Consider the following 15,234-nt stretch of genomic DNA (forward strand, 5'->3'; position numbering starts at 1 on the left):
AACCCGTTACTTTTTTAAATTTTCTTTGAGAAATTGTTCGAGGGCTGCATAAAACCGTTTACGCCCTTCCTCCTTTTTCTCCAGAAATGAACCTTCGTCTTTTTCGAGGTAAGTTACAGGAATATTTCTTTTTTTGAGCTCCTTAACAAGTTGAATGGTCTCGCCCGGGCTTACCCGCGGATCTTTTGCATTCTGCGCAATAAACAAAGGTTTGTTAAACCGGTCGGAATGAAAAACAGGCGATACCGCGCGCATATAGTCTACGTCAGTAACGGGGTTTCCGACAATCTCATAATACATCTGAAGCGAAGTTTTCCAGAATGGCGGAATACTTTTCAGGTAACTGAACAGGTTGACGACACCGGAATTTGAAGCAGCGGCAACGAAGAGTTCCGGATTGTCGGCCATGCAGTTTAATGCAATAAAACCCCCGAAGCCCGTACCGTAAATGGCTATCCTTTTTTTATCTGCAACCTTTTTTGCAACCAGCCAGTTAACGCCGTCTATAACGTCTTCCCGGATCTTTTTACCCCACTCCTTAAAACCTGCTGTCATAAACTGCTTGCCATATCCGTCAGAACCACGGTAATTGATCTGAAAAACGGCATAACCCCGGTTTGCAAGAAATTGCACTTCAGCATCGTAGCCCCACCCGTTTCTTGACCTCGGTCCGTTATGCGGAAGAACGACCACGGGCAGTTTTTCTTTCCTCGAACCTTGTGGCAGTGTCAGATAACCATTTACCTTAAGGCCGTCGCGCGCAACGAAACTTACAGGTTTCATTTCGCACATTTCTTCCTCGCGAATAGAAGAATTGATATCAGCAAGTTTTTTCAGCTTGTGCTGGTCGGCAGTGTACAGGTAATATGATCCCGGATTGCGATCTGTGAACGTGCGCAGGACAAACACATTCTCATTCTTATCGCGCGCCATAATCTTCAGCTCGGTTTTTGGCAGCAGTTCATCCAGCTTGCCATAAAATGCCTTTGCTTCTGCATTGAGGTAATGTTTCTGCCTTTTCCAGGTCTCGGCCACCACGTATTCTACCTGGGCCTTTGCCATTGAATACTGCCCTTCAACAACGTTAAGGGTATCGCTGTAAAACAATACGCGCTTTTCTTTCCCGGTTGTCATATCCAGTTCGATCAGTGCGTTCTTATCCCGGTTGATGTTTGAAATGGCATAGATGGTAAGCCCCTTTTTTCCGGCGAAGCCGATAGGAACCAGCGTGTTCTTAAAGCTACTTTTTATGACCGGTTTAAACGGGGCATTTTCAGACTCCCGGAAGAGCAGTGTTTCATTTACACCGTCGCTGGCAATGGCAAGCTTCAGCCGGCCGTCGCTGTCGGCAATCCAGTGCGCTATATTGCCCGGATTTTTCGCCGCCAGTGCCAGCGAGCCATTGGTAATATTAAGCTTATAGACATCAAAGACCGTGGAATCGCGCTTATTCGAGGCTACAAGCAAGAATTTATTATCAATCAGCTGATCTTCGAGTACCCTTATCTTTGCTTTCGGATCACCGGACAGTTTTCTAGGCTTTCCCTCGTTTTTATTCACGATATACATTTCAGCTCCGCTGTGAAGGGGCTGATCGCGATAAAAAATCAGTTCGTTTTTACTGACCCAGAGATAAAACCGGACACCGCGCCCTTCAAGTGAGGTAACCTGCGTAACCTTCCCGCTTGCAATATCTTCTACGAAGAGGTTCTGCAGGTTATCCTGCAGTTTCAGGTATGACAACGTGCGCCCGTCGGGCGATACCTTGTACAACGCACGGTCCTGGCTTTTGAAGAAATCATTAACCGCAATCTCCCCTGTCTTTACACCTGGTTTACAGGCAAAAAACAATGAAAGGCAAACAAGCAGGAACAAATTCTTCAACACACGCATACCGGGCAAATAGGCTACAAAAATAAGCATTACAGGAAACTGCATCGCTTATCTCGATAACAATGTTACTTAAACCAATACCTAACCAGGGTTGTAAAGTAAGTACTTTTTGGAAGCGCAGTTCCGTAAAAACCGTAACATTTAAAATACTTTAGACCCTGAATGCCCGGCGAGATTCTTTGTTAGAAAAATGTTACTTTAGTAGACCTATGTGCCATTTTTCACGTTACTCCGGAATGCAGATTTTCCTTTTGATCATTGCACTTTTTCTGTGTAAACCGGTCGTAGCGCAAACCAGCGAGGAAGCTGTGGCTGCGGCATATTACCGCCAGGGGGAGTACCAGAAAGCGCTGGTTATCTATGAAAAGTTATTCACTCAACAAGCTAACCCTCAGCTGTTCGAAGGGTATTTTAATAGTCTCTTAAAAACCAAACGATACGACGATGCCGAAAAACTTTTGAAAAAGAAAGGTCGCAGCACATGGTCGGCGGCAGACTACAGCATTGCGCTTGGCCGTATCTACAGCGAAACGGGCAATGCCGAGAAGTCTGAACGGGTTTACAACGATCTTATTGCAGCCCTGCCGGCAGATGAGAACCGGATACGCGATGTCGCAAACACCTTCTACCGGTACGAATCTTACGACCAGGTCATCAGGACATTGATGCATGGAAGAAAAGTCCTCAAAAATGAGCAGCTGTTCACCAATGAACTGCTAAGCATGTACCGCTTCAAAAAGGATAAAAACATGCTTGCCCAGGAATATGTAAATGCGCTGGGCGATAGGCCGCAGCTGCTTCCGCAGGCAGAAAATGTTCTTGCTTCCGTATTCGAAAGTAAAGACGATTATCGCCTGCTGGCTTCGGCGCTGATTGCTCAGCTTCAGAAACAGCCCGACAATGAAAGTTATACCCGGCTGCTGATCTGGCAGTATATTCAGCAAAAAGATTACGATGCCGCCCTGCGCCAGCTCATGGCTTACGACCGCCGCACAAAAGCCGAGGGCCAGCAATTACTCAACACAGCATATAATTTTGCTGCTGAAGGTGCCTACGATGCTGCAATCAAGGCTTATGAGTACCAGATAAGTAAAGGCAGAGAGAACCGTTATTATCTGCCTGCCCGGATCGAGCTGATCAACACAAAATACCAGAAGCTGAAGCGCGACCGGCAACCGCCTGCTGCTATCGAAAAGCTAGCCGCTGAGTACCGTGAAATACTCGCTGCCTATGGCCGCACAAGCCAGACTCTGTTTGCGCTTAAACACCTGGCCGACCTGCAGGCGCATTACCTGAACCAGCCTGACCAGGCGGAAGAAACGCTTGAGTCTGCCCTTCAGATCCCCGGCATTGCGCAGATTGAGGTTGGTCATCTGAAGCTCGATCTTGGTGATGTTTATGTGCTCAGCAACGAACCCTGGGAAGCGGTTCTGACTTACGAACAGGTAAGTAAACAGTTTGAGGGACAGGACCTTGGCAACGAGGCCCGCTACCGGAGCGCCAGGTTGTCTTTTTACCAGGGAAATTTTACCTACGCTAAATCGCAGGCCGATATTTTAAAAAATGCAACCTCGCAGCTTGTTGCAAATGATGCCATGAATCTGAGCCTTCTTATTTCAGATCATATCCAAAAGCCGAACGACAGCAGCGCTTTGAAAATGTTTGCAGATGCCGAACTGCTTATCTTCAGAAATCAAGGCCGGGCGGGCATGATTAAACTCGACAGCATTGATATCCGTTTCCCGGGGCACAACCTGCGCGATGCCGTGCTGATGACCCGGGCACGGGTTATGCTCGAACAAAACGATGTCAGCTCAGCGCTCGCGAGCTACAAAACACTTGCCGCAGATTTTCCAGAAAGTATCTATGCTGATGATGCCCTATTTAATATAGCGTCACTGTATGAGACAAAACTGGACGACCGTGAACAGGCAAAGACCTGGTATCAGAGACTAATTACAGAGGCCCCCGGCAGCATGTTCATTGCCGAAGCACGCAAACGGTACAGAATTTTGAGGGGTGATTTACCACCCGGCAATGAGGGACAACCGCCGTCCCTTTAAAACTTTTAAAGGTTGAACAAATCCTTATCTTTGCGCCATGTTATTATATAATGTAACACTGATCGTTGAAGACACTGCTGCAGAAGAGTTCCTTACCTGGATGCAGGAGGTACATATACCGGAGGTCATGGCCACCGGGATGTTCCTTTCCAACCGTATCTTACGTGTTGTCGACTCCCCTAACGAGGGGGTAACCTTCTGCTCTCAATATGTAGCTGACAATATAGGCGCATACCAGGAATATGTAAATACACACGCCCCCGCGCTTCAGAAAAGCCTGAACGACCGCTACGAAGGCCGCTTCGTTGCGTACCGGACCTTAATGGAATACCTCGACTAAATTTATGCAGATTACCACCACCCCGCTTGAGGGACTCCTTATCATTGAGCCAAAAATATGGCAAGACCCACGCGGTTACTTTTATGAGAGTTTCAACAGCCGCATCCTTGCAGATGCAGGCGTTACTGCGGCCTTTGTGCAGGATAACCAATCTTTTTCACAGAAAGGAACCTTACGCGGACTCCATGCGCAGAAAGCGCCCTTTGCGCAGGGTAAGCTGGTGCGCGTTATTCAGGGGCGCGTATTTGATGTAGCAGTTGATGCCCGGGAAAACTCAGCAACTTACGGACAGCACTTCGGGCTCGAACTAAGTGGCGACAACCACAAACAGCTTTGGGTACCCCCAGGCTTTTTGCACGGTTTTCTTACGCTTGAAGATGATACGATCTTTACCTACAAAGTGACCAACTTTTACGATAAGGATTCTGAAGTGGGCGTAATATGGAACGATCCTGATCTGAACATTTCATGGGGCGGTCTGCCCGAAAACGAACTTCTTTTATCAGACAAGGACACGGTTTTGCCGCGTTTTGCCGATTTTCAAAGTCCGTTCTAAACTTTAGAAGCGACGAAAAGTTGTTTCATAGCGACAGGTTGCTAAAAGTCTGTGCTGTCATTTTCAATGCCTTACGGCATTGCGCCGATTGCTTTCTGATCTCCCGAAAACCGGGCGCACTACCGCTATCGCACGCCGACCCTTCTTTGCAATTCGGGAAACCGAAATTGTACCCAAAAGGTTCACATCTGCGCTTTGAATTCCGCGCAAATACCCCTATGTTTATTTGCGTCTAACCTCATCCCTGACTAGCAAACGAACGAGAACCCGCCCGGAGCGCATGACACAGTCAAGTTACTATAACTTATTTTTGTTATCCCCATTGCCCATGTGGCTGTTTGATGTCGAAACCCTACGGTTTTTAGATGTCAATCATGCTGCAACCGCACACTATGGATATTCGCGGGATGAGTTTCTCAGCATGACGATCAATGATATCCGCCCGGCGGAAGATGGCCCGGCTATTGCGAAACTTGTAAGGAAAAATGCCGAAACCGCGCGTTTTTATCGCAACAGCTTCAGCCACCTGAAAAAAGACGGAAGTTTAATCCGGGTAAGCATAGAGAGCAACCTGATCGATTTCAATGGAAAAAAAGCACGCATTGTTCTGGCAACTGACATTACAAAAAGGGTTGAAACTGAACACGAACTCGAATTGAGCGAGCAGCGGTTCCGCGCATTGGTTCAGGAAGGTTCGGACCTGATCGTTATCCTTGACGACAGGCTTCACTATACGTACGTAAGTCCAACGTCAGAAAGAATTCTCGGTATTCCGGCGAGCGAAATTGCGGGCCGCCATGTCTTCGATTTCATTCACGAAGACGACCGGCTAAGACTGCTTGCAGAGGCTGACCGGCTAAAGCAGGTTCAGCAAATCAAATTCAGCCCCTTCCGGTTTAAGAACAGCAAGGGTGAGTGGCGATGGCTTGAAACACGTGCTACCAACTTAAGCAGCAAACAAGCCGTGGGCGGCATTGTCTGCAACTCAAAAGACATTACCGATTCAATTGCCAGTCAGAAGGCGCTGCTTGAAAATATTGAACGCTTTAACATTGTATCGAAAGCTACCAGCGATATAATCTGGGATTATAATCTTAAAACAGGCAAAATTCTTTGGAACAAAGGGGTTAAAGGTATCCTTGCGCACAGTCCGGAAGACTATATCACAACGCTGACCTGGTGGGAAGAACATATACATGAAGATGACCGGGACCGGGTCATTGCCCGTTTTCGCGAACACCTGGACAAACGGATTCTGCGCTGGCAGGATGAGTACCGTTTTTACTGCGGAGATGGTAAGGTCAGGCATATTTTTGACCGCGGTTTTATAAGCCTCGACAATGGCGTGCCTGTACGTATGATCGGTGCCATGCAGGACATCACCCGGAGAAAAGAAGAAGAACACTGGTCAAGACTGCTCGAAACCGTCGTTATCAACACAACGGATGGTGTTATGATTACGGATGCCGGCCTCGATGATCCCCCCCGGATTATCTATGTAAATGATGCACTTGTTCAGATGTCGGGCTACACGCGCGAAGAACTGATCGGCAGTCCGGCAGATATCTTCCATGGCCAGAACACGGGCCAGAAAGGTGTCCAGGAAATTAATGATGCTGTCAGGGAAAAAAGAGCCTGCAATGTCGAATTGCTCAATTATACACGTGCGGGTGTTCCTTTCCATGTAAGCATTACGATCAGCCCGGTTACAAATGCAAATGGTGCAGTTACGCATTGGACCTCCATACAGCGTGATATTTCAGAGCAGATCCGTTATCTGAATGCGGTGAAGGCCCAGAATGAAAAACTACGCGAAATTGCGTGGCTGCAGTCGCACGGCGTACGGGCTCCGCTGGTTCGTATAATGGCGCTTGTTGACCTGCTTGGACATGAAGAGGTCACGCCGGAAATGGAAAGCCTGTTAAAATACCTCAGCGACTCTGCCAAAGAGCTCGACCATATCGTTACCAGCGTGACCCGCCATACAAGTTCAGAGTGGCTGTCAGACGAAGACCTGCCAGACGCCCTTGCCTCCCCAAGTGATGACCCGGCCTGACTAATTCCATGATACAGAAATAGTTACAAGTACCGCAGCCATGTCTTCTCGGGATGCTCTTTCCTGTACCGGCCATACCACCGGCAAAGAGGAAACAGCATCAGGACCAGCGCAAGCCAGATCACGTAAACATAACCAATACCTACTCCTGAACCTGCCTCCGGGCGGCCGAACTGAAACGGTCCGAAGCGAAGGTCTGTCCAGCGGAAGCCCTGGCAAAAAACCATAATAAACACACCAAGCCTGATGATCCAGAAATGAAGCAGGTAATAGAACATTGGTACCCGACCAAAAACGGATACGATTTTGCCCGTTCGTTCACCTACCCTATTTCCTAAGGCGATAATAAAAAACGTACAGCCAATGAAAAGCAGTGTGTACATTAGCGAGGGCGGGTATTTCGTTACATTCAGGAATGATAAGACCGTAAATCCAGGACGCGCCTGTAGCGACCATGGAGCCGGATCGCCATACACATTAAGCCACCGAAGCACCACAAACAAGCCCAGCAACAGTATACCCGATCGTACCAGCAAACCGGTGTTCCAACCACGGATGTTGAAGAAAGGCGCTACGCTGTAGCCCAACAGCATGATCCCGAACCACGGTATAAGCGGATACCCGACCAGCAACGTATGGCCGGCGCCCACTGGCAGTGTGCCCGGGGCTAATCCAAGCGTGAAAAATGCCTGGCCGGCAGCGCTTTCCGGCCGGCTTAACAGCAGTAGTGCATCATGACCAAAAATGATCACGAGGGCTATTGTAAAAAGCAGCCGTTTATCAGTTTTAAGAAAAACGGATAAGAAGATAAATGAAAAACCAATGGCCGCGATGACCTGCAGCAGCATGAGTCTGAACCTGATATCAAACCACAGCGCAAAGTTGATCAGTGTAAACTCAAGCAGGATAAGCAAAAGGCCGCGCCTGACCAGAAACGATCGTTTCGCGGCTGCATCCGCGCGCTTCTGTATAGAAAGATAAACCGAAATACCCGAAAGAAATACAAAGGTCGGGGCACAGAAATGGGTAACGAACCGTGTAAAAAACAACAATATGCTGGTTTTGGCAAGATCGGTCGGGTCTGAGGTCAGCGAGTCTGTATGAAACAGGTCGCGCACATGGTCTAAAGCCATGATGATCATGGCGATGCCGCGGGCAAAGTCGATTCCGCGGATGCGCGAAATCTGATTGAGGGATGAGGATGTCATTGTTTTAGTTTTATATACAATCTCTGAATTTTAGCTAAGACCTGCAAGTGGTGAGCGGGATAAGCTTACTCATTCCACACGGGAATGTATTTTTTATACAGCCTGATCCTGTTTTTTAAAACCAAAGCCTGCATCATAATGTTGCTCAATTAATTATCCCCATAACGCAGCTCTCAGCAAGCAGGAAAAGTGTGGTGGGCGATGTTAAAGGAACGTGCGATGAACAAAACAATTTTTCTACTTGAAGATGATCCGGATATCAGTGATATCCTGGCATATGTGCTTGACAACAGCGGTTACCGTGTAAAAGCTACCGCTCGGGTATCTGATTTCTGCTCTGATATTGAGGAGCAAAGTCCCGACCTGATTATTCTTGATATTATGCTGCCCGATGGGAATGGCATTGATGTTTGTAGTAAAATCAAACACGAGAAAAAGTGGAAAAACATCCCGGTTATTATGATGTCTGCGGCGTACTCTGCAAAAGACAATATCTGTGATCAATGTGGCGCTGATGGATTCATATCAAAACCATTCGACATCAATCAATTGCTGAAACGCGTAGAAGCACTGGCCAGTTAATAGGCGCCTTCAGTTTCTTCTACTGTCGCGGCAGAGCATGGCAGGCATCAGGAGCGATCAGTTAAGCGCATGTTCCTGTGCACCGCTCATCGTAGGCCTTAAAGGCTGATCATAAAAAATCCCCGGCTATTAGCCAGGGATCTTCAAAAACTTAATCTCGTTACTGTTTGATCAGGTCGTACAGCTCATCGAGTTTTGGCGACAAAACGATCTCAATGCGGCGGTTCCTGCTTCGGCCCTCCGCGCTTGTGTTTGGTCCAAGGGGCTGGAACTCACCTTTGCCGGTGGCGGTCATACGTACACTTTCTACCTTTTCATTTTCCGTCAGGAAACGAACTACAGAGGTTGCGCGCAGGACGCTGAGGTCCCAGTTGTCTTTGATCTGACCCAGATTGGTAATTTTCTGCGAATCGGTATGGCCTTCTACAGCAATGTTTATTTCGGGCTGTTCTTTCAGAACCTTTGCCAGCTGAGCAAGCGCCTGCCTGCCTTTCTCATCGATGATGATACTGCCTGAAGGGAAAAGGAGTTTGTCTGTCAGCGATACATAAACCTTTCCGTTTTTGATCTCGACGGTAAGTCCGCTTTTTGTAAAGCCAAGCAGGGCCTGCTGCAATTTTTCTTTCAGCTGATTAGTTGCCGCATCACGTTTGCGCAAAATCTCTTCGACTTCTTTCAGCCTGGCTTCACGTTTTTTAAGGTCATCAGACAGTTTACTGATCTCTGTTGAACTGTTGCTGCGCAGTTTCGCGTAGTTTGCATCCATTTCGCCAAAACGTTTCTGAAGGTCGAACATTTGTTCATGCAGGTCTGCGGTGTCTTTTCGCAGCCGTTTCAGCTCATCTTCCAGGCTCGATATCTTCGCCGCACCCTCGTTATACGCGTTATAGAGCGAATCTTTTCCCGCCAGGAGGGCTTTATATTTTTTAGGTGACAGGATAACGCAGGAACTGAGCGCTGAAATACAAAGCAGCGCAAGAAATAGGAAATAGGTTTTTTTCATTTGTTTGATTTGAGGTTTCATCATGGCCTGGCTTCAAAACTCAGGCAAGTGCGTTTCTCAAAAATACAACCAGGGGATATAAATTCTCGAAGACTTTTTCCAACTTATCCACAAATTTGGGATCAAGAAGGGTCTTATCGTCAATATCATGCACACCGATAAAACTTTTAAGTTTCAGGTATTCTATTTCAGGATGATTAACGTCATATCCCTTCGGCATGGTTTTGAGACTGTCTTCGCGGCTTAATTCAATATACTTTTTGAAGTTTTTATTTTCGACAAGCTGCCTGAAATCGGTCCCGTTATAGTCAATTTCCTGCCTGATCAGCTTTAAATGCGCAGCTTCGGGCATCCAGTATCCGCCAGCAAGGAAAGACTTTCCCGGCTCAATCTGCAAAAAATAGCCGGGTTCGTTAACACCCTTGCCAGCTACTGAGAAAGATATGCCGTAATTCGTTTTATAGGGGGTTTTGTCTTTGCTAAAGCGGATATCCCGGTAAATGCGCATGAGGCATTTTTTAGGATCTGCATCAGCGGGATACCGCGGATCAATACGGGAAAGCACCGGGATGATCTTCGAAATCAGGCCGTGAAGATCCTGTTTAGCAGTTTCATATTCATCTTTATGCGCCATAAACCACTCCCGGTGGTTATTCTGTGCAACCTGTCTGATGAATTCCAGGGTTGTTGACTGAATCATATAAAGGGATGGAAATGCTAGTTAACGGCTACCTTGGTCTCATTTTTACGGCGGTATTTTTTATACCAAACGATACCGACAACGGTAACAAGAACATAAGGGATCGCCAGCAGATAAAGTACACCCGTGTTCAGGCCCTTCCCTTGCGTATTCCCGTTTTTTGTACCCTGCTCGGCATTTATCGAACACATGGCACATTGCGCCCTGCTTTCAGCCGGCCAGAAGGTTGTCAGCATAAAAGAGAGAAGAAAAAAAGAGAGCAGGATCCGGAGATGCTTCATGTTGCAAAGATACGTATTGGCTGGTCGTTTTGCAACGATGAACTAGCTGGATAACAACCGCAACGCAAAAAAGCCGGGATCTCTCCCGGCCGTTTCTAAAGCGTTATTTATGATTGATCTATCGTGAGGCAATCTGCTCAGCGCCTTGCGGATTAACGCTTGATTGCCGGGAAGTGAAATTATCCATGGTCAGGCTGGATACTTTGCCCATTTGCAGGGAGTGCTCATCTGCAGAACCGCTCAGGGTAAGGTTTGATCGGTCTTGCAGCAGGGTATAGAGACCTTCAACTTTGGCACCGATCACCGCTTCTGCATTGTCTTTCAAAATGATTTGCAGGTATTTCAGATCGAGCGCTGAGCCGGTGCTTACCTTTACATCACCCGAAGCTTCGATGCGGTACAGGTCTTTGACCGATACGCGGACCTTCTGTGTTTCGCGGCCATCTGCGCTGATGCGGAGCACGTCGCCACGCTGGGTTACCGATGCAGTTGGGTAATCGTTCAGCATCTGTACGCTTTCTGCGCCGTCCTGAACCAGGATCAATTCTACATTGCCGCTGGCTACAACTTTTTTCACGCCTGATGGTGCCGATACGGTGCGAACTTTGGCGGCTTTTGCTTTTTTAGGATCAGCAGCGAAGGAGCTTGAAACGGTTCCTGAAAGAACGATAACTGAAAGAGCGATTGCGAAGGTTTTGATTGAGGTTTTCATGATCTTGTATTTTTAAGTGTCTTATTTTATTGTTGTTGTTTTGATATTAAGACGACAAGACCGGCGAAACGTTGCACGCAAAAACGCTCCTTTATACCAGCAAGCGGGCTTTCTCGACCAACGCCGCTTTTGACAAGACGAAAGCGGTTTAAGTGGAAAGTAGAAAGTGGAAAGTTTAAAGCCTGGGCGCAGAGGCCCTCAATGAGATTAAAGAAAAAAGAACCAAGACGAAAGATCACAGGCGCCTAACCCCTCACTTTGCCAAGCCCCGCTGCCGTCCCCCCCACGCCGTCGTCCCGAAGCGCGTTTACGTAATCGCTTTTTTTGATATTGCAACGGCGAGGAATCTCCTGCGACGAGGCAGGAGCGACCGTTCGCGACGGGAGAGCAAAGAAAAAGAAAAAAGACTGAGCCACGAGCCATGAATCCATAAAGTATTAAGTTGTAGGTATTAAGTTGTAAGTCTGGGCGCAGAGCCCCTCATTGTCGCTAGCCGAACCACGAACCATGAATCATGAGTCAGGACTGGGCGCAGAACCCCTCACGCGACCAAAGAAAATGGACAAAAGACGAAAGACCACGGCGCAGAACAGGTCCTGCGTCATGCAGGGTATGCGCCACGTCTAAATACGAACTACGAATATCTATATACTATTAAGAGACTCAAATCTCACATCTCAAATCCCGAAGCGACGTCTGGATACGAACTACGAATATCGATATACTATTAAGAGACTCAAATCTCAGATCTAAACTCCCGGGTCCTGCGCCTCGTCTAAATACGAAATACGCATACCTAAATACCATCAAAATCTGATGACTCAATTCTAAAGTACTGTTTCAGAAATTAAATCAGGACCGGGCGCGGAGCCTAAAAATTATAATAAGGCGAAATCATCAGATACACAACCACCCCGGTAACCGCCACATACAGCCAGATCGGGTACGCCCAGCGCACAATCTTTTTATGTTTGGCTACCTGCATGTTCAGTCCGCGGTAAAAGCTGATCAGGATTAGCGGGAGCACACCTGCCGCAAGAATAATGTGGGTGGCGAGGATGAAATAATAGATGTACCGCGTGTTCCCAATTGCTTCTTTTTCAATAAGTGACAGTACCCCATCGTGATCCACATCACCAAAAACGGTATCCTTATGATAAAAATGGAATACAATGTAAAAAATAAGAAAAACGGCAGACAGCATAAACGTGATGACGTTTGTAATTTTATGGGCCTGAATCTTCTTTTGTTTGATAAAAATAAGTGAAACGATCAGCAATATTGAACAGGCGGCATTGATACCACCAATTACATGCGGCAGGATGAACAAAAACTCAGGCGTTTTTGCAGGCGGAGGAACAAGCTTCAATCCGACAACGACCAGTAAAACAACAGCGGTTACAACCCAAACCAGCCTTTTAAAAAATTTATCACTCATAAAATATCGTTTTCAGGAATCAGCGACCGTCACGCACATTGCGTAGTGTTTCAGCTACCAACACCTTAATTTCATCATCCAACTTTGCAACTTCTTCGGCATTGGCCGCATCATAAAAACCTCTTATACGTCTTTCGGTATCTATCAGCACCAGTTTATTGCTGTATACAAAACCTTTGTCGGCCCGGGCAACAACGTCCAGCAGAAGCTGCTTTCTGATAAAGGGGTAAACGGTGGCCGTGTCTCCCGAAACAAGATCCCATTTACCGGCCCTGGCTTTATATTTCTCACCAAACCGGCTAAGTGCTGCAGGACCATCGGCGGGGTCAACCGAAATGCCTATAAAACGAATAAGTTGATTCCTCTCGTAAACGAGGTTTAAACCTTCGAGGGCCTTGCCAAAAATACCTACAGGTTCCCCGCCTCCTGTATAAAACAAACCGGCAACGATAACCTTCGGTTCGGCCATTTTCAGACTTACCGGCGCACCTGCTTGATTCTTCAGGGTAAGATCTGAAAGCACATGGAAGACCGTATCCGGAATCTTCTCTCCGCGGCGCGAATGGAAGGTCCCCGAAAGTGTTTTCGGTCCGAAAACGGGCAGCGGCCGATAGCGGTTTTTGCCCTTATCCTGCAGTAAATAATATAAAAATCCTGGTACCGCTAAAATGGTTACCAGGATTAATACTTTTTTTATAGAACCCGATCTCATTAATGGTTGATCATGTGGAGATTTAAAAACCCTCCTTCAATCAGCATCAGTACGATAAAGTAAATGATAAAAATGAATGATACGGTAAGCGACAACTGCAGTCCGAGTTTTTCAAACTTAAGGTGCATGAAGTAAGCTACGATATAAAATGCCTTCAGAAGGGTCAAAGCAATGTATACAATGTTTCCGATTCCCTGAGACATATATCCGTGTGGGATAATCCAGAGTGCAATAATGAATTCGATAACGGTGATAACCAGAAGAATTCCGAAAACCTGCCAGATCTTGCCTTTGGTTAATGCCGCATGCTCTTCGTGTGCATGCTCGTCTGTATGTGAATGATGTTCAGCCATGTGAATGTTATGCTATGCGTGAATAATTAAACCAGGTAGAAGAATGTAAATACGAATACCCAAACCAGGTCTACGAAGTGCCAGTACAAACCTACTTTTTCTACCATCAGGTAATGTCCGCGTTTTTCGAACGTTCCGTTAATGGTCATGATCAGGATAATGATATTGATCACCACCCCACTGAATACGTGGAAACCGTGGAAACCGGTGATGGTAAAGAACAGGTTTGAGAATTGCTGAGCCGAAACCAGCGATACTTCGCCATCAAACAGGTGCTTCAAGTGCTCTTCAGCTGGAATTTTACCCCAGCCGAAACCCTCGTGAAACAGGTGCGTCCATTCCATAGCCTGACAGCCTAGGAACATGAAACCACCGATGATGGTTGCAATCATCCAGCCGATCACTTCTTTTTTGCTGCGGCGATGACCCGCTTCTACAGCAAGTACCATGGTTACAGAACTCATGATCAGGATAAAAGTCATGATACCTACAAAGACGAGCGGTGCGCCGCTGTCGGTGATACCGGGAATTGACTGGAAGACCAGATCCGGATCAGGCCATGTAATTTTTGAGAAGCGTTGTGCTCCGTAGTAGATCAATAACGATGAAAAGGTAAACGCATCCGACAGCAGGAAAAACCACATCATGATCTTACCATATTCTACCGACCATGGAGAGCGTCCGCCGCTCCAGGGGCCGGTTTTAATCTGATCTAACTGAGAAACTGAATTCATTTGAAAGAATGTAATTTTGTTAATTAATCTAACGGTTCAAAAGTAAAAAAACATAGAGATATATCCACAATATATCTATAAAATGCCAAAAAATGGAGGCGATCTCCATGCGGTATGCGTTGCGTTCAGCGGTCACTTTTCCCGCACCAAAAAAGGCGCTTGCTATCAGGCAAAGACCAGCAATAATATGCAGACAATGAAAGAATGTGAAGACATAAATCATTGATATGCCCGCATTGTTATTGATGAAATAGGCGCCGCCCAAAGACATCTGTGACCACGCGCTGAACTGCATGTATGCAAACACGATACCCAGGATAAAAGTCAGCCCGAGGTAGCGCTTCTGTAAAGCCGTGCTTTTCCGTTGCGCCCGCGATGCCAGGAAAAGGCATATACTGCTGGCAACCAGCACCAGGGTACTGTAAATAAAAACATCAGGAAGAACCAACCCGTGGCCTTTACCTTTTGATCCGGAGAATACGAGGTAATAACTCGTCCATCCCCCGAACATAATTGTCGATGAAACAACGAACAACCAGACAATAAACTTTTTGGGTTTCATGTCGTAATTGCCGGTCTGTTTCGGTAATGTAGTCACCATAT

Annotated in this window: 16 protein-coding genes; 5 read left to right on the forward strand and 11 right to left on the reverse strand. The window is 46.9% G+C overall.

The window, feature by feature from the left end:
- Nucleotides 1–6: 6 nt before the first annotated feature.
- The gene (locus tag EJV45_RS19050; RefSeq protein WP_240755353.1) at nt 7–1,938 is read right to left on the reverse strand and encodes a S9 family peptidase; all 1,932 of its coding nucleotides are present in this window, start codon (nt 1,936–1,938) and stop codon (nt 7–9) included.
- 191 nt (nt 1,939–2,129) lie between these two features.
- Between EJV45_RS19050 and EJV45_RS19055 the strand changes: the two genes are divergently transcribed.
- From EJV45_RS19055 to EJV45_RS19070, 4 genes are all read left to right on the forward strand, one after another.
- The gene (locus tag EJV45_RS19055; RefSeq protein ID WP_129718276.1) at nt 2,130–3,956 is read left to right on the forward strand and encodes a tetratricopeptide repeat protein; all 1,827 of its coding nucleotides are present in this window, start codon (nt 2,130–2,132) and stop codon (nt 3,954–3,956) included.
- A 37-nt stretch (nt 3,957–3,993) separates the two neighbouring features.
- Nucleotides 3,994–4,296: a DUF4286 family protein gene (locus tag EJV45_RS19060; RefSeq protein ID WP_129718278.1), complete on the forward strand. Its 303-nt coding sequence runs from the start codon at nt 3,994–3,996 to the stop codon at nt 4,294–4,296.
- A 4-nt stretch (nt 4,297–4,300) separates the two neighbouring features.
- On the forward strand, nt 4,301–4,852 hold the full coding sequence (gene rfbC / locus EJV45_RS19065) for a dTDP-4-dehydrorhamnose 3,5-epimerase (RefSeq protein ID WP_129718280.1): 552 nt from the start codon (nt 4,301–4,303) through the stop codon (nt 4,850–4,852).
- A 280-nt stretch (nt 4,853–5,132) separates the two neighbouring features.
- Nucleotides 5,133–6,908, forward strand: coding sequence for a PAS domain S-box protein (locus EJV45_RS19070; RefSeq protein ID WP_129718282.1), 1,776 nt, complete (start codon nt 5,133–5,135; stop codon nt 6,906–6,908).
- 23 nt (nt 6,909–6,931) lie between these two features.
- Here EJV45_RS19070 and EJV45_RS19075 read toward each other — a convergent pair whose 3' ends face one another.
- The gene (locus tag EJV45_RS19075; protein WP_205942434.1) at nt 6,932–8,116 is read right to left on the reverse strand and encodes a DUF1624 domain-containing protein; all 1,185 of its coding nucleotides are present in this window, start codon (nt 8,114–8,116) and stop codon (nt 6,932–6,934) included.
- A gap of 219 nt (nt 8,117–8,335) precedes the next feature.
- Between EJV45_RS19075 and EJV45_RS19080 the strand changes: the two genes are divergently transcribed.
- A complete protein-coding gene (locus EJV45_RS19080; RefSeq protein ID WP_165305110.1) occupies nt 8,336–8,698 on the forward strand; it encodes a response regulator transcription factor in 363 nt (120 codons plus the stop codon).
- Between the two features lie 160 nt (nt 8,699–8,858).
- Here the strand turns inward: EJV45_RS19080 and EJV45_RS19085 are convergent, their stop codons facing one another.
- The 9 genes from EJV45_RS19085 to EJV45_RS19125 all read right to left on the reverse strand — a co-directional run bounded on the left by EJV45_RS19085 (nt 8,859) and on the right by EJV45_RS19125 (nt 15,232).
- Nucleotides 8,859–9,701, reverse strand: coding sequence for a flagellar motor protein MotB (locus EJV45_RS19085; RefSeq protein WP_129718286.1), 843 nt, complete (start codon nt 9,699–9,701; stop codon nt 8,859–8,861).
- Between the two features lie 40 nt (nt 9,702–9,741).
- A complete protein-coding gene (locus EJV45_RS19090; protein WP_129718287.1) occupies nt 9,742–10,401 on the reverse strand; it encodes a DUF2461 domain-containing protein in 660 nt (219 codons plus the stop codon).
- 17 nt (nt 10,402–10,418) lie between these two features.
- Nucleotides 10,419–10,682 carry a hypothetical protein gene (locus tag EJV45_RS19095; protein WP_129718290.1) on the reverse strand — a complete coding sequence of 88 codons (264 nt, stop codon included), beginning with the start codon at nt 10,680–10,682 and terminating at the stop codon, nt 10,419–10,421.
- A 118-nt stretch (nt 10,683–10,800) separates the two neighbouring features.
- Nucleotides 10,801–11,394, reverse strand: coding sequence for a GIN domain-containing protein (locus EJV45_RS19100; protein ID WP_129718292.1), 594 nt, complete (start codon nt 11,392–11,394; stop codon nt 10,801–10,803).
- A gap of 871 nt (nt 11,395–12,265) precedes the next feature.
- On the reverse strand, nt 12,266–12,832 hold the full coding sequence (locus tag EJV45_RS19105; RefSeq protein ID WP_129718294.1) for a DUF420 domain-containing protein: 567 nt from the start codon (nt 12,830–12,832) through the stop codon (nt 12,266–12,268).
- Between the two features lie 19 nt (nt 12,833–12,851).
- Nucleotides 12,852–13,544 carry an SCO family protein gene (locus EJV45_RS19110; RefSeq protein WP_129718296.1) on the reverse strand — a complete coding sequence of 231 codons (693 nt, stop codon included), beginning with the start codon at nt 13,542–13,544 and terminating at the stop codon, nt 12,852–12,854.
- Nucleotides 13,544–13,897, reverse strand: coding sequence for a cytochrome C oxidase subunit IV family protein (locus EJV45_RS19115; protein WP_129718298.1), 354 nt, complete (start codon nt 13,895–13,897; stop codon nt 13,544–13,546). Before EJV45_RS19115 ends, EJV45_RS19110 begins: the two co-directional genes overlap by 1 nt.
- Nucleotides 13,898–13,923: 26 nt before the next feature.
- Nucleotides 13,924–14,631 (reverse strand): cytochrome c oxidase subunit 3, encoded by a 708-nt coding sequence (locus tag EJV45_RS19120; RefSeq protein ID WP_129718300.1) that lies wholly within the window; start codon nt 14,629–14,631, stop codon nt 13,924–13,926.
- Between the two features lie 28 nt (nt 14,632–14,659).
- Nucleotides 14,660–15,232 (reverse strand): cytochrome c oxidase subunit 3, encoded by a 573-nt coding sequence (locus EJV45_RS19125; RefSeq protein WP_129718302.1) that lies wholly within the window; start codon nt 15,230–15,232, stop codon nt 14,660–14,662.
- Between the last annotated feature and the right edge of the window lie 2 nt (nt 15,233–15,234).

This window comes from Pedobacter sp. SYP-B3415 (assembly GCF_004138205.1).
GTDB lineage: Bacteria > Bacteroidota > Bacteroidia > Sphingobacteriales > Sphingobacteriaceae > Pedobacter.